The 22,358-nt window shown below is 65.0% G+C and carries 22 protein-coding genes; 11 read left to right on the top strand and 11 right to left on the bottom strand.

Annotated elements, in window-relative coordinates:
• Positions 1 to 31: 31 nt before the first annotated feature.
• Both QM801_RS12130 and cobS read right to left on the bottom strand, forming a co-directional pair.
• Positions 32 to 550 (bottom strand): TIGR02281 family clan AA aspartic protease, encoded by a 519-nt coding sequence (locus QM801_RS12130; RefSeq protein ID WP_415019470.1) that lies wholly within the window; start codon positions 548 to 550, stop codon positions 32 to 34.
• A gap of 106 nt (positions 551 to 656) precedes the next feature.
• Positions 657 to 1,508: an adenosylcobinamide-GDP ribazoletransferase gene (cobS, locus tag QM801_RS12125; protein WP_415019469.1), complete on the bottom strand. Its 852-nt coding sequence runs from the start codon at positions 1,506 to 1,508 to the stop codon at positions 657 to 659.
• A 49-nt stretch (positions 1,509 to 1,557) separates the two neighbouring features.
• Between cobS and cobT the strand changes: the two genes are divergently transcribed.
• Positions 1,558 to 2,574 (top strand): nicotinate-nucleotide--dimethylbenzimidazole phosphoribosyltransferase, encoded by a 1,017-nt coding sequence (gene cobT, locus QM801_RS12120; protein ID WP_415019468.1) that lies wholly within the window; start codon positions 1,558 to 1,560, stop codon positions 2,572 to 2,574.
• Between the two features lie 114 nt (positions 2,575 to 2,688).
• Here the strand turns inward: cobT and QM801_RS12115 are convergent, their stop codons facing one another.
• Positions 2,689 to 4,122 carry a sensor histidine kinase gene (locus tag QM801_RS12115; protein WP_415019467.1) on the bottom strand — a complete coding sequence of 478 codons (1,434 nt, stop codon included), beginning with the start codon at positions 4,120 to 4,122 and terminating at the stop codon, positions 2,689 to 2,691.
• A gap of 213 nt (positions 4,123 to 4,335) precedes the next feature.
• Between QM801_RS12115 and QM801_RS12110 the strand changes: the two genes are divergently transcribed.
• Positions 4,336 to 5,469 (top strand): Mrp/NBP35 family ATP-binding protein, encoded by a 1,134-nt coding sequence (locus QM801_RS12110; protein WP_415019466.1) that lies wholly within the window; start codon positions 4,336 to 4,338, stop codon positions 5,467 to 5,469.
• Between the two features lie 133 nt (positions 5,470 to 5,602).
• On the top strand, positions 5,603 to 6,292 hold the full coding sequence (locus QM801_RS12105; RefSeq protein ID WP_415019465.1) for a hypothetical protein: 690 nt from the start codon (positions 5,603 to 5,605) through the stop codon (positions 6,290 to 6,292).
• Positions 6,293 to 6,304: 12 nt separating this feature from the next.
• On the opposite strand, the gene QM801_RS12100 is transcribed toward QM801_RS12105, so the two are convergent.
• The 3 genes from QM801_RS12100 to QM801_RS12090 form a co-directional block, all read right to left on the bottom strand.
• Positions 6,305 to 6,925: a glutathione S-transferase family protein gene (locus QM801_RS12100; RefSeq protein WP_415019464.1), complete on the bottom strand. Its 621-nt coding sequence runs from the start codon at positions 6,923 to 6,925 to the stop codon at positions 6,305 to 6,307.
• A gap of 112 nt (positions 6,926 to 7,037) precedes the next feature.
• A complete protein-coding gene (moaA, locus tag QM801_RS12095) occupies positions 7,038 to 8,042 on the bottom strand; it encodes a GTP 3',8-cyclase MoaA (RefSeq protein ID WP_415019463.1) in 1,005 nt (334 codons plus the stop codon).
• Between the two features lie 55 nt (positions 8,043 to 8,097).
• The gene (locus QM801_RS12090; protein WP_415019462.1) at positions 8,098 to 8,988 is read right to left on the bottom strand and encodes a LysR family transcriptional regulator; all 891 of its coding nucleotides are present in this window, start codon (positions 8,986 to 8,988) and stop codon (positions 8,098 to 8,100) included.
• Positions 8,989 to 9,104: 116 nt separating this feature from the next.
• Here QM801_RS12090 and QM801_RS12085 point away from each other — a divergent pair, with 116 nt between their 5' ends.
• From QM801_RS12085 to QM801_RS12070, 4 genes are all read left to right on the top strand, one after another.
• Positions 9,105 to 10,373, top strand: coding sequence for an aminopeptidase P family protein (locus QM801_RS12085; RefSeq protein WP_415019461.1), 1,269 nt, complete (start codon positions 9,105 to 9,107; stop codon positions 10,371 to 10,373).
• Between the two features lie 102 nt (positions 10,374 to 10,475).
• Complete coding sequence (locus QM801_RS12080) at positions 10,476 to 11,564, top strand: ABC transporter ATP-binding protein (protein WP_415019460.1); 1,089 nt, start codon at positions 10,476 to 10,478, stop codon at positions 11,562 to 11,564.
• A gap of 2 nt (positions 11,565 to 11,566) precedes the next feature.
• A complete protein-coding gene (locus tag QM801_RS12075; protein WP_415019459.1) occupies positions 11,567 to 12,271 on the top strand; it encodes a DUF1194 domain-containing protein in 705 nt (234 codons plus the stop codon).
• On the top strand, positions 12,268 to 12,906 hold the full coding sequence (locus QM801_RS12070) for a dimethylsulfonioproprionate lyase family protein (protein ID WP_415019458.1): 639 nt from the start codon (positions 12,268 to 12,270) through the stop codon (positions 12,904 to 12,906). The genes QM801_RS12075 and QM801_RS12070 overlap by 4 nt, the downstream gene beginning before the upstream one ends.
• Positions 12,907 to 12,909: 3 nt before the next feature.
• On the opposite strand, the gene QM801_RS12065 is transcribed toward QM801_RS12070, so the two are convergent.
• Positions 12,910 to 14,361 (bottom strand): amidase, encoded by a 1,452-nt coding sequence (locus tag QM801_RS12065; RefSeq protein ID WP_415019457.1) that lies wholly within the window; start codon positions 14,359 to 14,361, stop codon positions 12,910 to 12,912.
• Positions 14,362 to 14,464: 103 nt separating this feature from the next.
• Here QM801_RS12065 and QM801_RS12060 point away from each other — a divergent pair, with 103 nt between their 5' ends.
• The 4 genes from QM801_RS12060 to QM801_RS12045 are packed head-to-tail and all read left to right on the top strand — an operon-like array spanning position 14,465 to position 18,324.
• Entirely contained in the window at positions 14,465 to 15,058 is a 594-nt protein-coding gene (locus QM801_RS12060) for a hypothetical protein (protein ID WP_415019456.1), read from the top strand.
• A gap of 54 nt (positions 15,059 to 15,112) precedes the next feature.
• On the top strand, positions 15,113 to 16,399 hold the full coding sequence (locus tag QM801_RS12055; protein ID WP_415019455.1) for an efflux RND transporter periplasmic adaptor subunit: 1,287 nt from the start codon (positions 15,113 to 15,115) through the stop codon (positions 16,397 to 16,399).
• A 3-nt stretch (positions 16,400 to 16,402) separates the two neighbouring features.
• Positions 16,403 to 17,119 carry an ABC transporter ATP-binding protein gene (locus tag QM801_RS12050; RefSeq protein WP_415019454.1) on the top strand — a complete coding sequence of 239 codons (717 nt, stop codon included), beginning with the start codon at positions 16,403 to 16,405 and terminating at the stop codon, positions 17,117 to 17,119.
• Entirely contained in the window at positions 17,116 to 18,324 is a 1,209-nt protein-coding gene (locus QM801_RS12045; protein WP_415019453.1) for an ABC transporter permease, read from the top strand. The genes QM801_RS12050 and QM801_RS12045 overlap by 4 nt, the downstream gene beginning before the upstream one ends.
• A gap of 6 nt (positions 18,325 to 18,330) precedes the next feature.
• Here QM801_RS12045 and QM801_RS12040 read toward each other — a convergent pair whose 3' ends face one another.
• From QM801_RS12040 to tldD, 4 genes are read right to left on the bottom strand one after another with little or no spacing between them, the layout of a single operon-like run.
• On the bottom strand, positions 18,331 to 18,966 hold the full coding sequence (locus QM801_RS12040; RefSeq protein ID WP_415019452.1) for a DUF937 domain-containing protein: 636 nt from the start codon (positions 18,964 to 18,966) through the stop codon (positions 18,331 to 18,333).
• Between the two features lie 3 nt (positions 18,967 to 18,969).
• Positions 18,970 to 20,313: an MATE family efflux transporter gene (locus QM801_RS12035; RefSeq protein ID WP_415019451.1), complete on the bottom strand. Its 1,344-nt coding sequence runs from the start codon at positions 20,311 to 20,313 to the stop codon at positions 18,970 to 18,972.
• Positions 20,310 to 20,939, bottom strand: coding sequence for an HAD-IA family hydrolase (locus QM801_RS12030; protein WP_415019450.1), 630 nt, complete (start codon positions 20,937 to 20,939; stop codon positions 20,310 to 20,312). The genes QM801_RS12035 and QM801_RS12030 overlap by 4 nt, the downstream gene beginning before the upstream one ends.
• A complete protein-coding gene (gene tldD, locus QM801_RS12025; RefSeq protein ID WP_415019449.1) occupies positions 20,936 to 22,354 on the bottom strand; it encodes a metalloprotease TldD in 1,419 nt (472 codons plus the stop codon). Before tldD ends, QM801_RS12030 begins: the two co-directional genes overlap by 4 nt.
• Between the last annotated feature and the right edge of the window lie 4 nt (positions 22,355 to 22,358).

Genomic DNA, 22,358 nt, shown 5'->3' with positions numbered 1-22,358 from the left:
CCCCAATGCGGCATGATTTTGCCGTGAAGCGTCAGTTCTTGAGGATGAGCTTGCCGTCCTCGACGGTGAAGCTCCGGAGCTTGGACAGGAAGCTCATGCCCAGAAGCGTGCCCTTCATCGCACCTTCCTGCAGCACGAGGCCATCCACGTCGCGCACCTTCACATTGTCGATCATGACGTAGCGGAGCTTGACCCGGGCGGCCTTGCCCTCGCCGTTGGCGGTCATCACCTTGACGTCATATTCGAGGCCATGCGGCTTCAGGCCCGCGGCTTCCGCATCTTCATAAGAGAGCGCAACCGCCGTGGCGCCGGTATCGACCAGCACGATAATGTCTTCGCCGTTGATGTTGGCCTTGGTGATGAAATGTCCGCCATTGCTCGAGTCCACCTCGGTCATTGCCATCAGGCGGAGCGGCGGAACCTCCTGTGCCATGGGCTGGAGGCCCGGCATGCCTGCGGCGGCGATCAGGAGAAATGCGAGGAACGTGCTCGGCACAAGGCTCGGCACGCGAACATCAACCTCACGGGCAAACGACAAAAACCGGCGCATGACACAACTCCCGACGCGGCGCCGTCTTCGTGTGGCGCTCGGGCACGGAAATTAGCGATCAGGCTTTGGTCAACAGTTGATGAAGTCTGAAAACCTGCGCGCAGGGTTAATCACCGGTTGACACGAACACGATCAGCATCGCGAGTTCGCTCAGCACCTGCACCGCGCCGCAGACATCACCCGTCTGGCCGCCGATCAGCCGCACGGTGAGGCGGCGCATGTAGGCCGTCACGCCAAGTCCGGCGGCAAGGGCAATCAGGCCCGACGGCGGCGAGACAAGAAGACCCGCCGCCAGCGTCAGCGCCGCCGCAGTGATGATGGCGAAGGCCGCGCCATTCCGCCCCGGCGTTCCGGCATGCACGGCAAGGCCGTCGCCGCGGGCGGGCCGCGTGGCCCACAGCAGGTCCACCATCAGGGCGCGCGAGAAGGCCCCGCAGGCCGCCAGCACCGCAACCACGGTCAGCGGGTCAAGCCCGGCAAGCGTCTCGTAGCAGGCGGTGCGCACGAACATGCTGGCGACGAGGGCGAGCGTGCCATAGCTGCCGATATGGCTGTCACGCATGATCTCGAGCCGGCGCTCCCGGCTCTTGCCGCCGCCGAAGCCGTCGGCGGTGTCGGCGAGGCCATCTTCATGCAGCGCGCCGGTCACCAGCAGGCCGAGCGCCATGGTCAGTGCGGCTGCAACCAGGGAGGGCAGGCCGATGTAGCTGAAGCCCGCCAGCGCTGCACCGCCAGCGGCACCGATCATCGCCCCTGCAACCGGAAAGAGGCGCATCGATTGCGAGAGCGGCGGCGGATCGATGGTGTTGGCGAAGGGAATGGGCACCCGCGTGAGAAAGCGCAGGCTGTGAAGCAATTCGGCGAAGGGTCGAATTCTTCCGCGGCGCGGTTGCTCTGGCGGCGTGTCGGTCATGTCCTTTGGCGTGTCGGCAATTCCGTTGACGTGTGGGGGCGGCACGGCCAAAACCGCTCCCGTCCCCAATTCTCAAAAGCACGAATCCAATCAAATGACTACGGGCCTCCCCTTCGACGACATCAGAAATTTGCTGAGCACCATGCCGCAGGCGGATGGCTCGGCCGTGGCCGCGGTCCGGGAACGGGACGGGCAATTGACCAAGCCGCCCGGCGCCCTGGGCCGCCTCGAGGAGATCGTCGCCTGGATGGCCGCATGGCAGGGCCGGGACATGCCCCGCGTGGAGCGCCCGGTCGTGGCCGTCTTCGCCGGAAACCATGGCGTGGTGGCCCAGGGCGTGGCGGCCTATCCGCAGGCGGTCACGGCCCAGATGGTGGCCAACTTCCAGAATGGCGGCGCTGCCGTGAACCAGATCTGCAAGACCTTCGACCTTGGCCTCAAGGTCTTTGAACTCGCCCTCGAGCGCCCGACCCGCGACATCACCCAGGATGCCGCCATGGACGAGGCCGAGTGTGCCGCCACCATGGCCTATGGCATGGAGGCCACCGCCGGCGGCTGCGATCTTCTCTGCGTGGGTGAAATGGGGATCGGCAACACCACCATTGCGGCGGCGCTCTCCCATGGCCTGTTCGGCGGGAAAGCTGAAGACTGGGTCGGCCCCGGCACGGGTGTCGACAGCGAAGGCCTGAAGCGCAAGGCCGATGCGGTGCGCCGCGCCACCGCGCTCCACAAGGCCCACCTCGATGATCCGCTGGAAGTGCTCCGCCGCTTGGGCGGGCGCGAACTCGCCGCCATGGCGGGCGCCATCCTCGGAGCCCGCATGCAGCGCGTGCCGGTTCTGATCGACGGCTATGTGGCAACAGCCGCCGCCGCCGTGCTCTTCAAGGCGAACCCGTCCGCGCTCGATCACTGCATGGCCGCCCATGTCTCCGCCGAGCCCGCCCACAAGGCGCTGCTGGCGAAGCTCGGGATGAAGCCGCTCCTCGATCTCGGCATGCGCCTGGGCGAGGCCTCCGGCGCGGCCATGGCTGCGGGCGTGGTGAAGGCTGCGGTCAACACCCATGCCAACATGGCGACCTTCGCGAGCGCCGGCGTCAGCGACAAGGGGTGAGTTCCTGACAATCCTCCATGGCCGGGCTTGACCCGGCCATCCAGACTTCACACTGCAAACATGGATGCACGGCTCAAGGCCGGGCATGGAGAGTGTTTGAAAATGGAGTAGCGCTCAACCCGTGAGGTTGATCAGCTTGCGCTGGGTCTCGCTGGCAATGCTGGGCGAGGTGGCTAGTTCATTCCGCGGGCCAGAGAGCACGCGCGCCGCCGGGAAAGTGCAGATCACTTCCGTGCCCTGGCCCACATCCGAGATGATGTCGATCATGCCGCCATGCATCTCCATGAGGCCCTTGACGATGGGAAGGCCGAGGCCTGCGCCATCGATGGCGTTCTTCGCCGCAATCGAACCCCGCGAGAAGGCCGAGAGCGCGTGATCGATTTCCTGGCGCGGAATGCCCGGGCCGTTGTCCTTGATCGAGATGGACACGCCACCGGCCGTCGTCCTGCGCACTGACATCACCACGCGGCCCTTGGGCGGCGAGAACTTGATAGCGTTGGTGAGCAGGTTGATGGCGATCTGGTTCACGGCGCGCTGGTCGCACATGACCTTGGGCACATTGGGTTCGACCTGGATGTCGACGAAGGTGTCCTTTTCCGCCGCTTTCATGCCGAGCAGGTGCTGGGCATTCTGCAGCGCGGTCGTGAGCATCATCGGCTCTTCGCGGAGTTCGAGTCGGCCCGCCTCGATGCGCGAGAGGTCAAGAATGTCGTTGATGAGGCCAAGCAGATAGCGGCCGGAACTGTTGATGTCGCCGGCGTAGTCGCGATAGGCGCGGTTCGAGAGCGGCCCGAACATCTCGCGCTCCAGCACTTCCGAGAAGCCGAGAATGGCGTTCAGCGGCGTGCGCAGTTCGTGGCTCATGTTGGCGAGGAACGAGGACTTGGCGCGGTTGGCATTCTCGGCCTTCTGGCGCTCGGCATCGGCGCGGTCGCGTTCCGCCTTCAGTTCCTGGATGAGGCCGTCCTTCTGCTGGCGGAAGATGATCATGTCGCGCAGCGTTTCCTGAAGCTGCCGCGCCACGAAGAGATAGAACACTTCGAGCGTGATGATGAGGCCCGCGAGCGAAAGATAGATGGCATTGCCTTCAGCGACACAGCGCACCGCGACACCGATGGTCATGACGCCGGTGCCGGCAATCAGCACGGGCATGAAGTTCGAAACGATGAGCAGGCGCACCACGCTCACCGCAATGATGGCGGCCACGAGGAAGGTGTTCTGCAGGCTGTCCGAGTTCGGCCAGAAGAAGAACAGCGGCAGCACCCAGAACATGCCTTGGAAGAGTTCGGACGCGGCGATCATGCCGATCCAGTCGCGCTGTTCCGGCACCGAACGCTTGCGCGAGAAATAGACCTTGCAGAGCACGAGCTGCACGAGGCCGCAGCCGATGGCGCCGACGGCCCAGGCGAGTGCCGTCGTCCATGGCACCCACAGGGTTGCAGTCACGGCCATGAAGAGCACGAGAAGCGGCATCACGGGCGCCAGCTTCATCTGGTTCTTCAGGAAGATTTCGAGGAATTCCCCGTGCCATGCCATGTCGTCGGCCACGGATTTCTCCGGGCTTGCGGACGGCGATGTGAATCCTGCTGCGACGCTCATGGTCAACGGGCCCGGGTTGAAAATTCGAACCCCGACCATATCTGCGAAAGCCTAAGGGCGGCTTTGCACGTATTGTAAAAATTGAGTTGAAGGCATGTGCAAAGCTCCGATTGCAGGGCCGGAGCGCCCATGGCAAGGAGCGGCGGACGCAACGGATTAACCATGACCACACTGACCAAAGACCGCATCCTCGACGAACTGAAGCGCATTGCCGCCCCCGACGGCCGGGGCAACATCGTCTCCGCCGGGCTCATCTCCGACATCGTGATCGAGGGTGGCGAGGTGACCTTCGCGCTCAGCGCCGATCCCGCCCGCCTCAAGACCATGGAGCAGTTGCAGACCGTGGTGGAGCAGGCGGTGAAGCGGCTGCCCGGCGTCAGCAAGGCCCGCGTGGTGCTGACGGCTGAACGCCAGCCGGGCAGGGCGGCGCAGCCCGCCTCACCGGCCCCAGGGGCCCAGCCCGGCGCTGCGCCGCAGTCCCGCGCTGTCGCCGTTCCCGGCATCACGCATCTGATCGCGGTGGCCTCCGGCAAGGGCGGCGTGGGCAAGTCCACCACAGCCATCAATCTTGCGCTGGGGTTGAAGTCGCTGGGCCTGCGCGTTGCGGTTCTCGATGCCGACGTTTACGGCCCCTCCATGCCCAAGCTCTTCGGCCTCACCGGGAGGCCCGAGGCGAGCACCGCCGACGGCAAGCGCATGAAGCCCATGGCGCGCTATGGCGTGGAGGTGTCCTCGATCGGCTTCCTCGTCGATGAAGACACACCCATGATCTGGCGCGGCCCCATGGTGATGTCGGCGCTCACGCAATTGCTCCGTGAGGTCGAATGGTCAGAGGCCGACGTGATGGTGATCGACATGCCGCCCGGCACAGGTGACGCGCAGCTCACGCTCGCACAGCAGACGCCGCTTTCGGGTGCTGTCATCGTCTCCACCCCGCAGGACCTTGCCCTCATCGATGCGCGGAAGGGCCTCAACATGTTCCGCAAGGTCAACGTGCCGCTGCTCGGCATCGTGGAGAACATGAGCTACTTCACCTGCACCAAGTGCGGCGAGCGCCACGACATCTTCGGCCACGGCGGTGCGAAGGCGGAGGCAGAGCGCCTCGGCGTGCCCTTCCTGGGGGAAGTTCCCCTCGACATGGACGTGCGGCTCCGCTCGGACGAGGGCCGCCCCGTGGCCGCCACCGCGCCGGAAAGTCAGCATGCGGCCATCTACCGCGACATCGCCCGCCAGGTCTGGGCACAACTGGAGGGCGGAAACCTCCGGAAACCCGCGCCCAAGATCAGTTTTGACTGAAACCGCGTTAACCATACTTGTGGAGAAATTACATCTGTTCAAAGCCTTGGCTGTCCTGATAGTTTACCATAACAGGGTCAGGGACAACCGGGGGACGGGAATCGTCGCCCCCCGATGGCGGGAGGTGTAGTCAATGTCGAAGTTGATGCAGGTTTTGGGGCTCATTCTGCTTGCGGCAGGCGTGTTCCTTGCAGTGATGGGTTTCGTCAATCAGGCGCAGCTTCAGGTGCGCGGCATTGACATGGCATCAGCGATCAACCTGATCGTGGGCGGCATTCTGGCAATCGGCGTCGGCGGGATCATCTCCGCCGTCTCGGCCACGGCCCCGCTCGAAGACTACGCCGACGAAGTGGCGCCTGCGCCCACGCGCCCTGCGCCCGAACCCATTCCCGCGCCGAAGGCCGAAGAAAAGACATCTGAGGCCGCTCCGGCCAAGTCCATGCGCTTCCCCAGCTTCGGCCGCAAGGCGGAGGAGGCGGCTGCCGCTGCCGCCGCAACCAGCGCCGCCAGCGCGGGTGCCAAGGCGGATGCGCCGCTCTCGCCGGCCGTCAAGGAAACCATCGACGCCCTCGAACAGGCCAAGAGCGATCTCGAGAACGCCCTCACCGGCACCGACTCGGTCGAGACAATGGCGACTGCTGGCAGCGAAGCAGCCGCTCCGGCAGACGGCGAACTCTACGTCGTTGAGGACAAGGTGATCCGTGGCCGCTCCGCCCGCATCCTCTCGGATGGTACGGTGGAAGCCGAGACGGACGAAGGCTGGATGCGCTTCGAGAACCTCGAGCACCTCGACGAATATCTCGACGCCGTGGAACAGGCGTAACCTTCCGCTCGACTATTTTCGCGGCATGCAGTCGTAAGGGTGCTTCCAGCCGGGAAGCGCCCTGATGCCGTCGAGCCAGTTCAGCACGTGCGTGAAGGGCGCCATAGTGAAGGGCAGTTCCTCGCCATAGTAGAGATAGCCGCAGAGCGAGAAGTCCGCGATGGTCGGGCGCTTGCCGAGGATGAACGGCTTGTCGGCGAGATGGGCATTGACCACGCCGAGCGCGCCCAGCGCGCGGCCGCGCAGATACTCCGTCACCTCGTTCTCCGGCTTCTTCATCAGCGTCACCAGATAGCGAAGCGAGGCGATGGGCGAGGTAAGCTTGTGGTTGTCGAACAGCATCCAGCGCATGATCTCGCGGCGTTCGTCTTCGCTCTTGGCGCCGAACTTGCGCGTCACCTCGGCGAGGTAGTCGAGAATGACGCCGGATTGCGTCAGCGTCTTGCCCGCATGCATCAGCACCGGCACTTCGCCCATGATGTTGATCTTGCCGCGGTAGGCCTCGGTCTTCGTCTCGCCGTTGAAGAAATCGACGAACACCGGTTCCCACGCCACGCCGCACACCTGCAGCATGAGGGCAGCCTTGTAGGCATTGCCGCTTTCACCGAAGCAATAGAGCTTGAAGTCTGTCATCGGGGGTTCCCGTCCCGTTGTCATCCCGGACAGACGAGCATCGGACGGGGGCTGATGCAAGTGACCATTTTTTGACTGATCCACGCGACGTGCAGGCCGGGAACTGTTGCCCTCAACCGCCGGTCAGGCTCATGTGGCGGGCCACCGCGGGCTTGTTGTGGCGGCGGTCGATGACGAAGTCGTGGCCGAGCGGCTTGCGCCCGATGGCTTCAAGAATGGCGGCCCGCAGCAGCTCGTTGCTTTCGGAGGCGCGGAGCGGCGCGCGCAGGTCGGCGGCATCGTCCTGGCCCAGGCACATGTAGAGCGTGCCGGTGCAGGTGACGCGCACGCGGTTGCAGCTCTCACAGAAGTTGTGGGTGAGCGGCGTGATGAAGCCGAGCCGTCCGCCCGTCTCCTTCACCTCAACATAGCGGGCGGGTCCGCCCGTCTTGTAGGGAATGTCGTCGAGCGTGAACTGCTCCATCAGCTTCGCGCGCAGCACCGAGATCGGCAGATACTGGTCGGTACGGTCGCCGTCGATGTTGCCCATCGGCATGGTCTCGATGAGGGTGAGGTCCATGCCTTCGCCGTGCGCCCAGCGGATCATCTCGGGGATTTCGTCCTCGTTGAAGCCCTTGAGCGCCACGGCATTGAGTTTCACCGCAAGCCCCGCGGCTTGCGCGGCGCGAATGCCCTCCATGACGCGATTGAAATCACCCCAGCGGGTGATGGTGCGGAACTTCACCGGGTCGAGCGTGTCGAGCGACACGTTGATGCGCTTCACCCCGTGGCGGGCGAGATCGCTTGCGTGTTTCGCAAGCTGGCTGCCGTTGGTGGTGAGCGTCAATTCCTCGAGCGCGCCCGAGCGCAGGTGGCGCGACAGGCTTTCGACGAGCGTCATGATGCCCTTGCGCACCAGGGGCTCGCCACCCGTCAGGCGGATCTTCCTCACGCCCTCGGCGATGAACTCCGAGCACAGCCGGTCCATCTCCTCGAGCGACAGCAGGTCCTTCTTGGGCAGGAAGGTCATGTCCTCGGCCATGCAATAGGTGCAGCGGAAATCGCAGCGGTCCGTGACCGAGACCCGGAGATAGGTCACGTGCCGGCCAAAGGGATCGATCAGGGCAGGGGCGGACATGAAAGCGAAAACCCGTGTGTGTCAGGCCCGTATTTGGGCGTTATAGCCCAACGGGTCAAGCGGCAGCTTCCTTCATCAGCCATGAGCGAAAGGCGGAGATGGCCTCGGCCCGGCCTTCCTTGTTGTCGGGTTCCACCAGCCAGTAGCTCCAGTCTTCATTCACCGAGGTGTTCTCGAACAGCACCACGAGGCGGCCCGCCGCCACGTCATCCTTGATGAGGGAGCGGGGACAGAGCGCCAGCCCCTGTCCGGCCAATGCGGCGGCGCGCAGCAGGTTGAAATCCTCGAACACCGGACCGCTCTCCGGGTTGGCATGGCGGATGCCGAGCTTCTTCATGAAACGCTGCCAGCCCTGCCGGTCGGTGTCGTGAAGGAGGGGCGCGTGGAGCAGGGTGGTGGAGCGTTCGAAGGGCCCCTCGCGGGCAATGAGCGCCGGGTTGGCCACGGCCACCGTGTCGCCCGCCAGAAAGCGCACCGCCTTCCCTTCACCCACGCTGCCTTCGCGCCCCCAGGTGATGGCGATGTCGATCTCGTTGAAGTTGAGCGGCTGCCCGGCGAGCAGGTAGATCACCTTCACCGGAATTTCCGGATGCTCGCGGAAGAAGGCGGAGAGCTTTGGAATGAGCCAGATCGTGGCGATCGACGGCAGCACCGCGATCGTGAGAGTTGCGCCCACCTGCGAGGCCTTCACCTGGCGGCAGGACTCGGCGATCAGGTTGAAGGCTTCCGCCAAGCCGGTGGCGAGGAGTTCGCCCTTGGGGGTGGGCAGGGTCTGGCGGCCTTGGCGCTCGAACAGCATGAGGCCGAACCAATCCTCCAGTTGCCGCACCTGGTGGCTGACAGCCGATTGGGTGACGTGCAGTTCATTGGCAGCGCGCGAGAAGCTGCGGTGACGGGCGGCGGCCTCGAAGCAGCGCAGGGCATTGAGCGGCGGAAGTTTGGCCATCGGGCGAACCCCCTTCAAGTATGAGCTTAGCTCATCATGATAGTGAAGGATGCTCCTTTGACACAAGCCTTTTGTTGCCGGAAACACAAATCCATCTCATGAAGGAAGCACCGGAAATGGCCACTCTCGAACGTCCCGCCCTCGTCGACTACCGCAACAACGGCAAGAGCCCGAAGCCGACCTTCTCGGCCGCTGAAATGCAGCGCCGGCAGGATGCGGTGAGGGGCTGGATGGCGCGCGCCAGCGTCGATGCCTGCGTGTTCACCTCCTACCACAACATCTGCTACCTCTCGGACTTCCTCTATTGCTACTTCGGCCGCAAGTATGGCCTCGTCATCACCCAGGAGAAGGCAACGAGCGTCACCGCAGCGATTGACGGCGGCCAGCCCGCCCGCCGCACCTATGGCGACAACGTCACCTACACCGACTGGTCGAAGGACAACTACTTCATCGCGCTCAAGGGCCTCATCAAGGGCGTGAAGCGCGTCGGCATCGAGTTCGATCACGTCAGCCTCGACTTCCGCAAGATGCTGGAAGATGCCTTCCCGGGCGTGGAGTTCGTGGATTGCGCTGCGCCCTCGCAGCGCCTGCGCTGGATCAAGTCGGATGAGGAGATCAAGCACATCTCCAAGATGACGAAGATCGCCGACCTCGGCGGTGCCGCCTGCGTGGAAGCGATCGAAGTGGGCGCACCCGAACACGAAGTGGCGCTGCATTCCACCGCCACCATGGTGCGCGAGATTGCCCGCGTCTGGCCCAATGCCGAACTGATGGATACCTGGACCTGGTTCCAGTCCGGCGTGAACACCGACGGCGCCCACAACCCCGTCACCTCGCGCAAGATCAAGCGCGGCGACATTCTCTCCCTCAACTGCTTCCCGATGGTGGCGGGCTACTACGTTGCCCTCGAGCGCACGCTCTTTGCCGAGACGGCGTCCAAGGAACACATCCGCCTCTGGGAGGTGAACTGCAAGGTGCACGACGAAGGCAAGAAGCTTCTGGTGCCGGGTGCAAAATGCTCGGACGTGGCGAAGCAACTGAACGCCATCTATGCCGAGCACGACCTGCTCAAGTACCGCACCTTCGGCTACGGCCATTCCTTCGGCGTTCTCTGCCACTACTACGGCCGCGAAGGCGGCCTTGAACTCCGTGAGGATTGCGACACCGTGCTGCAGCCCGGCATGGTCGTCTCGATGGAGCCGATGATCATGATCCCCGAAGGCCAGAAGGGTGCCGGCGGCTATCGCGAGCACGACATTCTCGTCATCACCGAGAAGGGCAACCGCAACATCACCGGCTTCCCCTATGGCCCCGAGCACCTCATCATCGGCGGCAAGAAAGCCGCGAAGAAGAAGCCCGCAAAGAAGGCAAAGAAGCGCAAATAAGAGGCATCCGCGGGGCTTTCCTTCCGCCGCACGCTTGCTAAGATGAGCCGGAAAGAAATTCCGGCAACAAGGGGAATGCCAGACGTGTCGCAGTCCGAAGCAATGGTTCGTTTCGTCAATGTTCAGAAGAGCTATGACGGCGAAACCCTGGTTGTGAAGAACCTCAACCTCGACATCGCCAAGGGCGAGTTCCTCACCATGCTCGGGCCTTCGGGGTCGGGCAAGACGACGACGCTGATGATGCTGGCGGGCTTCGAGCCCGCCACCCATGGCGAAATCTATCTCAAGGACAAGCCGATCAACAACGTGCCGCCGCACAAGCGCGGCATCGGCATGGTGTTCCAGAACTACGCGCTCTTTCCGCACATGACGGTGGCGGAAAATCTCGCCTTCCCGCTGGAGGTGCGCAACATCTCCAAGGCCGAGCGCGAGACCCGCGTGAAGAAGATCCTCGACATGGTGCAGCTGCCGCAAATGGCGAACCGCCGTCCGGGGCAGTTGTCGGGCGGCCAGCAGCAGCGCATCGCCGTCGCACGCGCGCTTGTCTTCGAGCCCGATCTCGTTCTCATGGACGAGCCGCTGGGCGCTCTCGACAAGCAGCTGCGCGAGCAGATGCAGTACGAGATCAAGCACATCCACGACCGCCTCGGCGTCACCGTCGTTTACGTCACGCACGACCAGTCGGAAGCCCTCACCATGTCGAACCGCATCGCCGTGTTCAATGATGGCGTGGTGCAGCAACTCTCCACGCCCGCCGAACTCTACGAGCGCCCGCAGAATTCCTTCGTCGCCCAGTTCATCGGCGAGAACAACAAGCTCAAGGGCACGGTGACCGATGTGTCCGCCGACGGCACCTCGCAGGTGAAACTCGATTCCGGCGACGTGGTGAAGGCGCTTGCCGTCAACGTCAAGAAGGGCGAGCGCACGCTGCTCTCGGTCCGGCCGGAGCGCGTCGAGATCAATCCCGGTTCGCAATCGGTCGATGGCCTGCTCAAGGGCCGCATCGCCGAACTCATCTATCTGGGCGATCATATCCGCGCCCGCCTCGAGGTGGCGGGTCATGACGACTTCATCGTCAAGGTGCCGAACAAGGCGACGACCGGTGGCGTCGACGAGGGCAAGACCGTGCATGTCGGCTGGAAGGCCGCCGATTGCCGCGCCCTCGATTACGCCGAGTACGCATCGCATTAGCGATGGCTGCGCCCCGGCCAACACGGCGTGTGTTTGGTGCGGGGCTTCTGGCGGCCCTTGCCGCCGGGCCGGCAGCAGCCGCCACCGACCAGCCTCCGGTCGATCTTGCCCTCGTGCTTGCCATCGATTGTTCCTACAGCGTCGACAGCCGCGAATACCGCCTGCAGATGCAGGGGCTGGGCGATGCGCTGGCCAGTGCCGAAATCTTCGAGGCGATCCAGAAGGGCCCCCTGCAGAAAATCGCCATCAGCGTCTTCCTCTGGTCCGATATCGAAACCCAGGTGGTGATCCTGCCGTGGAGTGTGATCGCCACGGCGGACGATGCCCAGCGTCTCGGCAACCGCCTGGCCGTCTCGCCGCGCCTTGCGCAGCAGGGTGGCACCGCCATCTCGGCGGCACTTCTCTATGGTGGCGCGCTTCTTGCGATTGCGCCGCCCGCCACCCGCCATGTCATCGACCTCTCCACCGATGGCCGCAACAACATGGGAAAACCTGCTTTCCGCGCCCGCGATGAAGTGGTGGCGCGCGGCGTCACCATCAACGGCCTCGCCATCGCCAATGAGTGGCCGACGCTCGATGTCTATCTTGAACGCCAAGTGGCTGGCGGTCCCTCCAATTTTGTGGTGAAGGCGGACAGCTACGATGATTTCGGTGCGGCCATGCAGCGCAAGCTCATCCGCGAGATCACCGGGCCCGGAGTGACATGATGAAGCAAGCCATAACAGCACCAGACGTGCGGCACGTGATCGGACGGGTGGCGCGGGGCCTGATGGCGCGGGGCGGGGAGGGCGTGGAGAACGTCATCTACCGTCTCTCGGAACAGCCGCTGAAGGACCCGCAGTTCCAGTTGCCCGAACCGGCCACGAAACCCGTCGTCAAGTATCTCGACCAGAGCTTGAAGCAGGCGGAAACTCTCGACAAGGAACTGGCGGATGCGCTGGCGAAGATTGCGCCCGCGCTGCGCTGGGAGCAGAGCGAAAGCTACACCGACGAGGTCCTGGGCGAGGGCTTCAAGGACAATTATGCCTGGGCGGAACTGATCGGGCCGAAGGGCTTCTTCCCCGGCGACGATTACCTGATGGGCTTCCTGCTGCTCGGGCCGCACCGGCATTATCTCGATCACTTCCATCCCGCGCCCGAACTCTATTGGCCGCTCACCGAACCTTCCGAGTGGAAGAAGGGGGACGACCAGCCCTTCGTGCCGCGCCGCCAGGGCGAGGTGATCTGGCATCCCTCACTCGTCACCCACGCCACAATCACCCACGAGAAGCCATTGCTCGCTTTCTATTGCTGGACCCGCAATGTGAAGGTGGGCGCGAGGCTCGTGGCGTTGATGAAGTGAACGTCAATACCCGGGCGGCGCGACGAAGCCGCCGAACTCCTCTTCGATCCATTCCGCCACCTTGAGTGCCGTGAGGTCGCCATAGGCGCGGGCGACGATCTGGACGCCGACAGGAAGGCCGGCAGGCGTGAGGCCGATGGGTGCGATGGTGGATGGCAGATAGAAATTGCCGGAGTAGCCCGCCCAGAAGCGCTGGTCGATGGTCGAGACCTGCTTGCCGTTCACCGGAATGTAACGCTCGTGGCGCTCGCCCTTCTGGTCGTGCGGCCACGCGGCAGACGCCGCAGCGGGGCAGAGCAGCACGTCCCAGTCGCCGAAGAACTGGTCCCAGATCTGCGCCATCTGGTGACGGCGCTCGTTGGCGCGCAGCCACGCGCCGTGCGAGAGCGCGAAGGCGCGCGTCATCAGCGGCACATATGACTTGTCGCCTGGGTCGAAGGTGCGGGCCTTCTGCACGGCGGCATCAATCTCCGCGTCGCTCATCCGCTTCGTCGCGGTGGCGCGGAGCAGCGTGATATAGTTCTCGTACACCTCCTCGTCGCTGAAGGCGGGCGCGGCCTCATAGGTCAGCTTCTTCACCTTCTTCTTCAGGAACTCGCCGAGCGCGATGAGCCGGTTCTGGTAGGCCTGGTCGACATCGCTCACCGGACTGTTGAGCTTCACCGCCACGCGCAGGTCCTTGAGCGTGGCAAACGGCGGCTTCGGCAATTTCACCTGCAGGCCATGGGCCTCGATGCCTTCGGTGCCGGCGAGAAGGCCCATCATCGCCGTCAGGTCCTTGGAGGAACGGGCGAGGGGGCCCGCCACGGTGATGTCGCTGATCGAGACGCTGCCCGGCATGAGATGGCCGCGATAGGGCACAACGCCATAGGTGGGCTTGTGGCCATAGACGCCGCAATAGTGCGCAGGGTTGCGGATCGAGGCACCGATGTCGCTGCCGATCTCGAGCGCCGTCATGCCGGTGGCAAGGGCAGCCGCCGATCCGCCGGAGGAGCCGCCCGGCGTACGCGTCACGTCCCACGGATTGTTGGTGGTGCCATAGACATCGTTGAAGCTCTGCCAGTCGGCGAGCGCCAGCGGCACGTTGGTCTTGCCGTACATGACGGCGCCCGCATCCAGCATCCGCTGCAGAGCGACGGCGTTCTTCTGGGCGATGTTGTCCACCATGGCGGGGTCGCCCCAGGTGGAGGGGTGACCCTGCCAGTCGAAGCTTTCCTTGGCGGTCATCGGCACACCGTCGAAGGGGGACAGGGCTTCTCCCGCGGCAAGGCGCTTGTCGGAGGCCCGCGCCGCCGCCCGCCCGCGTGACAGGTCGGTGAGGATGACGGCGTTGATCGCGTCGTTGTGGCGGGCATATTGGGTCAGGCACTCGCCCAGCAGCTCCATGGCCGAGAGCTTCTTTTTCTTGAGCAGGCGGCCAAGCTCGAGGGCAGGCTTGAAGACCAGTTCCGACATTCCGTTCCCCTATCGAAGACCCAAGCCTAACAAGGCCATGTGCGCGCCGCAATGTCACAAGAGCAGGGGCGACAAGCGTTCGCGCATGAATTAAATCTTGGTCATGCACACGCAAACTCACATCATCATGGGCGCAGCCCTCGGCGGCCGCTCGGTGCGCAATGCCTGGGCGGGGGCAGCGGGCGGCCTGCTGCCGGACCTGCCCATGCTCCTTGCCGTCCTCGGCCTGAAGATCATGTCCGTGCCGGACCCGATCATCTTCGGCATCATCTACTGGCAGGAATGGATGCAGGTGATGAACGGCATCGCCCACAATTTCTTCCTCTGGGGCGGCCTCATCCTGCTGGCCTTCTGGCGGCGGGAGCGGCTGGCCGCCACGGCGGGGGCAATCGACCGATGGGGCACCGTCATGGTCTTTGCCGTTTCCGGCTTCCTGCACACGCTGATCGATTTCCTCTGCCACCGGGAGGATGCGCACATGAGCTTCTGGCCGCTGTCGCGCTGGAAACTCATGTCGCCCGTGTCCTATTGGGACGGGGCGCATTACGGCCACATTGTCTCGGCCTTTGAAGCGGTTCTGGGGCTTGTCCTCGCCCTCGTGCTCTTCGGGCGCTTCGGAAACCGTTGGACCCGCACGGTTCTGGCCCTTGCCATGCTGCTCTACGCCGCAGTCCCGGCCTACTTTATTCTGCGCTGATGCGACGGAATCGCCCTGCGCCAGCCGTCTGCCGTACCTATATACGGTGGACCCATGAACATCATGACCCAGCCCAGCCGGGCCGACGTTGAGACGGCTCTTGACCTGACCGCCGCCCGCAAGGGGCGCAAGTGGGCGCGGCGGCTTGTCTGGATCGCAGTGCTTGCGGTGATCGCGGCGGGCGGGCTCTATGCCTACGAGCGCTACAGCGCCGCCCGCGAGGCCATCGTTTACGACACCAAGACAGCCGAGGTGACCAACCTCACCGTCACCGTTTCGGCCACCGGCACGATCCAGCCCATCACCCAGGTGGATGTGAGCAGCGAACTCTCCGGCGTCATCCGCACCGTGAACGTCGATGACAACAGCATCGTGAAGAAGGGCGATACGCTCGCCACCCTCGACACCGAGCGGCTTGACGCCCAGAAGGCCAAGTCGGAAGCACAACTGGCCGGCGCCGAGGCGAAGCTTCAGGATGCCCGGGCCACCCTCGACCAGCGCCAGACCGCCGCCGACCGCCAGAAGGACCTGCGCAAGCGCGGCCTGTCCACCGAGCAGGACCTGCAGTCCGCCAGTGCCGATCTGGCCCGCGCCACCGCATCCGTCGCCGCCGCCGAGGCCGACCTCGCCTCCGCCAAGGCCGACCTTGCCATTCTCGAAGCCGACCTGAAGCGCGCCGTCATCGCCGCCCCCATCGACGGCGTGGTGCTGAAGCGCGCCGCCGAACCGGGACAGACGGTGGCCTCGTCGCTGCAGGCGCCCGTTCTCTTCACCCTTGCGCAGGATCTCACCCGCGTGCAGCTCGAAGCGGCGGTGGACGAGGCCGACATGGGTGCCGTGAAGACCGGGCAGAAGGCCGGCTTCTCGGTCGATGCCTATCGCGGCCGCAACTTCCCGGCCCAGATCGAGCGCCTTTCCTATGCGCCCGAAACGGTAGATGGCGTCGTCACCTACAAGGCGATCCTCTCTGCACCCAATGAAGACCTTGCCCTTCGCCCCGGCATGACGGCGACCGCCAAGATCATCACCGAGGACTATGCCAACGTCCTGACCGTTCCCAACGAGGCGCTGCGCTATGCCCCGCCGCGGGTGGAAACGTCGCGTGGCTTCTCGATCACGCAGATCTTCATGCCGCGCTTTCCGCGCTCCGAGCGCGGCACACGCGATGCCTCGCCCGACGGCATGCGCGATGTTTATGTGTTGCGGCACGGTGTGGCCGAGAAGATCAGCATCAAGACCGGATCGAGCGATGGCCGCCGCACCGTCGTCCTCTCCGGCGAGCTCAAGGCCGGCGACAAGCTGATCACCGCCCAGCGCACTGCCGCCGCATCGGGGTCATGAGCCATGAACGCCTTTGACCCCAACGCCCGGACGCCGATCATCTCGCTCCGCGGGCTTCGCCGCTCCTATGGCGAGGGGGCGGCACGGGTGAACGCGCTCGATGGTGTCGACCTCGACATCCATCCCGGCGAGTTCACCGCGATCATGGGCGCCTCGGGCTCGGGCAAGTCCACCTGCATGAACATCATCGGCTGCCTCGACCGCCCGACCGCCGGTACCTACAGCTTCAGTGGCGTCGACGTGACCGGCCTCGACAACGACCGCCGCGCGCTCCTCCGGCGCAACTATCTCGGCTTCGTCTTCCAGGGCTTCAACCTGCTGCCGCGCACGACCGCGCTTGAAAACGTCGAACTGCCGCTCGTCTATCGCGGCATGAGCCGCAGCGAGCGGGAACAGCGCGCCGCCGCCGCGCTCAGGGCCGTGGGACTCGAAGGCCGCGAGAACCATACGCCGTCGGAACTCTCGGGCGGCCAGCAGCAGCGTGTCGCCATCGCGCGTGCCATCGTCACGGACCCGCTCGTGCTCCTCGCCGATGAACCCACCGGCAACCTCGACACCGCCCGCAGCCATGAACTGATGCGGCTTGTCACCGATCTCAACCGCACGCGCGGCATCACCATCATCATGGTGACGCATGAGGAAGACATCGCCGCCTATGCCGGCCGCAAGGTGATCTTCGCCGACGGCAAGATCCGCAGCGACGTGAAGGTGGCGGCATGATCTGGGAATCCATCAAGCTCGCGCTCCGCACCATCCGCCGCAACGTGCTGCGCTCCATCCTCACGCTGCTCGGCATCGTCATCGGCGTTGCTGCCGTGGTGGCGCTGGTGACGATCGGTGAGGGTGCACAAAGCCGCATGACCTCGGAACTCTCGAAGCTCGGCAGCAACATGCTGATCGCCCGCCCTGGCGCACCGACGCCGGGCCCGCCCACCGGCAGCGAGGCGCGCAGCTTCTCCGAACGCGATGTGGATGCGTTGAGAAGCGGCCTCACCGGGGTGCGCGCCATGGCGGCCTCGTCGAACAAGCAGGCCAAGGTTGTCTACGGCACGGCAAGCCAGGACACGCAGGTGACGGGCACCGAACCCAGCTTCTTCGAAACCCAGGACTGGACCTTCACGTCAGGCGGCACCTTCAGCGACTCCGACGCCCGCAGCGGCACCGCCGTCTGCGTGATCGGCGCGACGCTGGTGCGCGAACTCTTCCAGGGCGAAGAGCCCATGGGGCAGGTGATCCGCGTCAGCAGCATGCCCTGCGAGGTGATCGGCACGCTCGCCGCCAAGGGCCAGTCCGCCTTCGGCACCGATCAGGACAACACCGTGGTCATGCCGCTCCGCACCTTCCAGCGCCGCATTGCGGGCTCGACCAAGATCGCCACCATCGCTGTCTCGGGCCAGAGCCAGCAGGTGCTGCCCACGCTGCAGGCCGACATGACCGACATCCTGCGCGAGACCCGCCGCGTGCAGCCGGGCGAGGAGGATGACTTCACCGTCCGCGACATGACGCAGATTGCCGCCGCCATGTCATCGACCACCACGGTCATGACCGGCCTGCTCGGCGCAGTCGCTGCCGTGAGCCTGCTGGTGGGGGGCATCGGCATCATGAACATCATGCTGGTGTCGGTGGCGGAGCGCACCCGGGAGATCGGCATCCGCCTTGCGATCGGTGCCCGCGCCAATCAGGTGCTGCTACAGTTCCTGGTGGAGGCGGTGGTGCTCTGCATCATCGGCGGCTTCCTCGGGCTGGCGCTGGGCTATGCCATTGCCGGCGGCGGTTCGCTGCTGCTCGGCATTCCCTTCCACTTCAACGCCACCATGGCGGCGGTTGCCGTGATCTTCTCCGCCGTCATCGGCGTGGTCTTCGGCTTCTTCCCGGCGCGCAGTGCCGCCCGCCTCGATCCCATCGAAGCGCTCCGCCACGAATGAGCGGCCTCAGGTCTTGAAGATGTCCTTGAAGATGTCGTTGAGGCCCGGCGTGCGCGTACGGCGGCGGCGTGTGGTGGTGCGGCGGCGCGTCGAATAGGTGTAACGGCGGCGGCGGCGCTTGGGCGCAAGCTGGCGCTGCGCACCCTGCATCAGGCCCTTGAGCAAGGCGCCAAGAATGATGGAGAGCAACCCGCCACCGCTGCCGCCCGTGTCGGCAGCCTGCTGGGCTCCGCCAGACAACTGCGCGGAATTGCTGGCGGCGAGGGTTGCCATGACGGCCGTTGCGCTCAGCGCTGCGGCTTTTTCTTCCGCTGCATTGCTCGCTCCCAGTGCGTCGGCAGCCTTTGCTTTCGAGCCATAGAGTTCGGTGAGAATGGCGGCGCCGTCGGACTGTGCCTCGCTCCCCGTCATCGCCTCCGCATCGTTCAGGTCGGAACTGTCGCCCCCTTCCTCGAGCAGGTCGAGCAGGGCCTCGAAGGCTTCCGTATCGGAAGCCGCCTTGTCCTTCAGCCTGGTGGCGATCTCGGGTGCGAAGCGGCTGATCAGGCGCTTGCCGTCAGCTTCCGAAAGCCCGCAGGCGGCTGCGGCGTTCGCATAGTATTGTCCGCCCTGCACGGCAGAGAGAATGTCGGTGATGGCCATGGTTCAAGCTGCCCCAGTTTGCAGTCGGTTCACGATCCTAGCGGCCATCCACACCGACGCAACGCCAAAAAGGACGGACCCCACGCCGACCGCCGCCATCATGCCGGTGACGCCGCCCACGGCACTCCCCACAATCGCGAAGGGCACCGTGCCCACCGTTGCCTTGCCCCAGTTGAACCAGGTCGAGAGGCCCGGGCGGCCGAGGTTGTTGAAGGCGGCATTGGCCACGAACTGCGCGCCTGCAAAGGCCCAGGTGACGCCGATGAAGGTGCAGAAGAAGAGCACGTAGTGGCGCGCCTCGCCGGTGAGGTGGAAGGCATCCGCCAGCGGATGACGGAAGAGGAAGAGAAGGAGCGAGGTGATGAGGGTGTAGGCGGCGGCGAAGGTGAGGCCGTCCTTCAGCGTCTGCTTCACGCGGACGAAGTCCTTCGCGCCGAAGTTCTGGCCGATGATCGGGCCAACCGCACCCGAGAGCGAGAAGATGATGCCGAAGGCCACGGGCACGATGCGCCCGATGATCGCCGAGGAGGAGACGGCCTCCGTGCCGTAGGGCGCAACTGCAAAAGTCGTGTAGGCGATGGTGAAGGGTGTGGCGAGCTGCGTCAGTACCGCCGGGAAGGCGATGGCCCAGATCGCCGGGAAGTCGCGCCGCAGGGCCTTGAGCGAGAGATGATTGAGGAAGCGGTGATGCACCGCGATGCCGTGTACGCCGATTGCCAGCGCAACGGTGTTCGCCGTCACATGGGCGACCGCCGCACCCTGAATGCCCCAGCCGAAATGGAAGATCATGATCGGGTCCATGATCAGCGTGGCGCAGGCAGAACCCAGGGTCACGAACATGGCGCGGTTCGGGCTGCCGATGCCGCGGAGTGCGAAGGAGCAGCACACCGCCGTCGAGAGCAGGATGAAGCCGGGCGTGAGAATGTGGATGTAGGAGACGGCGAGTTCCAGCGCCTGTCCCTCTGCGCCGAGCAGGTGCATCAGCGGCCGCGCGAAGATCGCCGCAAGAATGGTGTAGGCGCCGGAGACGACGAGCGTGAATGTGACACAGCTCGTGGCGAATTCCTTGGCGCGCTCGGGGTTCCCGGCCCCGAGGTTCCGCGCCACCAGTGCCGCCGTGGCGATGCCGATGCCGATCCCCATGGAGAGGTTGGCGAAGGAGAGAATGCCGGCAAAGCCGATGGCCGCCGTCACGTTCGTGTCCCGCAGCAGGCTGAGGTAGAAGAGGTCGGCCAGGTCGGCGCCGAACATGGTCATGAGGCCCACGGCGCCCGTCAGCGTCATGACCACCACATGGCGCATGATCGATCCCGACAGGAACACGGCCCGGTTGGCGCCTGCGCTCACAGTTCAAATCCCAGTCTGCGGCCCTCTTCGACGAGAAGGCCGGGGTTGCGGTAATGATGTCCGATCAGGCCGGCGATGCGCGCGCCCTCGACATTGGACTTCTTGTCGTCGATGAACCAGCAGTCGGCCGGCTTACGGCCCAGCGAATCCACCAGCCGGGCAAAGCTCTTGGGGTCCGGCTTCTTGGTGCCGAATTCATAGGAGCAGAAGCGCTGCTGGAAGATCATCGCCGCTTCCGGCAGCAGCCGTTCAAGGCGTTGTTTCACGATGGGCCCGTTGTTGGTGTAGATCGCCACGTCGGCCTGCGCCTTGAGCAGGGCGGCCACCACCAGCACCTCGCTGTTGGCGGTCATGGCGTGGCGGCGGGCCTCCACCCATTCCTCCTCGCTGATGGCATAGCCAAGCCGCGCCCCGAACTCGCTGAGGTAGAGCGACGGATCGGGATAGGCCCCGGCATCGGCGGCATCCTCGAAGCCCGAGTCCCACAGCGCGGCGCGCACGTCACGCGCCGTGGTGTTGGCGAGTGTTGCGAGATAGCGCAGCCTGCGGCCGAGGTCGTAGTGACAAAGCACGTCGTCCATGTCGAAGATCACGAGGGTAGGACGCGCCGCCGTCACGAATGTCATGCCGCCTTTGTGCCGCCCACGGTAAGGCCGTTGATGCGGAGCGTCGGCTGGCCTACGCCCACCGGCACGCCCTGGCCGTTCTTGCCGCAGGTGCCGATTCCCTTGTCGAGGGCGAGGTCGTTGCCGACCATGCTGATCTTCTTGAGCGCCTCCGAACCCGCACCGATCAGGATGGCGCCGCGCACCGGCCGCGTCAGCTTGCCGTTCTCGATCATGTAGGCTTCCGTCACGGTGAAGACGAACTTGCCGGAGGTGATATCGACCTGCCCGCCACCGAAGGACTTGGCGAAGATGCCGGTCTTCATCGAGGCGAGGATTTCTTCGGGCGTGCGCTTGCCGTTCAGCATGTAGGTGTTGGTCATGCGCGGCATGGGCGTGTGGGCATAGGATTGGCGGCGGCCGTTGCCGGTGGGCTTCACCCCCATCAGGCGGGCATTCATCCTGTCCTGCATGTAGCCCACGAGGATGCCGTTCTCGATCAGCGTGGTACAGTTCGAAAGCGTGCCCTCGTCGTCGATGGTGATCGAGCCGCGGCGGTCCGGCAGCGTGCCGTCATCAACCACAGTAACATCGTCGGCGGCGATGCGCTGGCCCATGAGGCCGGAGAAGGCGGACGTGCCCTTGCGGTTGAAATCGCCCTCAAGGCCATGGCCGATCGCTTCGTGCAGGAGAATGCCGGGCCAGCCGGGTCCCAGCAGCACGTCCATCTCGCCTGCGGGCGCGTCACCCGCCTCGAGCGCCACCATCGCCTGGCGGTAGGCCTCGCGCGCGGCGGCCTGCCAGCGGTCTTCGGTCAGGTATTCGGCGGGAAGCGCGCGGCCACCGAAGCCGTCGCCACCCTGGCCCTGGCGGGTGCCGTTGTCGGTCGTCACCGAGACGTTGAAGCGGAGCAGGGGGCGGACATCGCGGAACAATTCGCCGTCGGGGCGAATGATGGTCACGTCCTGGAAGTCGGTGCCGATCGAGACCGAGACCTGCCGCACCTTGGGATCGAGCCCGCGGGTGAAGGCATCGACCTTCTGCAGCAACGACACCTTCTCGGCGAAGCCCAGCACGTCGGCGGGATTGAAGTCGCCGTAAAGCTTGCGGTTGCTCCGCTGTGGCGGCTCGCTCACGGTGCGGCTGCGGCCATGGCGGAGGATTGTCTCCACCGTGTCGCCGGCGCGGCCGAGGGCGGCGGGCGTGAGTTCGGAGGAATGGGCATAGGCCGCCGTCTCGCCGCTGACCGCGCGCAGGCCGAAGCCCTGGCCGTCGTCGCTGGAGGCCGACTTCAGCTTGCCGTCGTCGAAGACCAGGCTTTCGCTCTGGCGCTTCTCGATGAAGAGCTCGCCATCGTCGGCCTTGGCGAGGGCCTCCTGGGTGTGGCGGCGGGCCTCGTCGAGGGAGAGGTCGCCGATGGCGTCAAATGAAGGCATGGGG

Source organism: Aestuariivirga sp. (genome assembly GCF_047600585.1).
Lineage (GTDB): Bacteria > Pseudomonadota > Alphaproteobacteria > Rhizobiales > Aestuariivirgaceae > Aestuariivirga.
The sequence above is the reverse complement of the archived record's forward strand: the minus strand, read 5'-3'. Positions and strand labels throughout refer to the sequence as shown.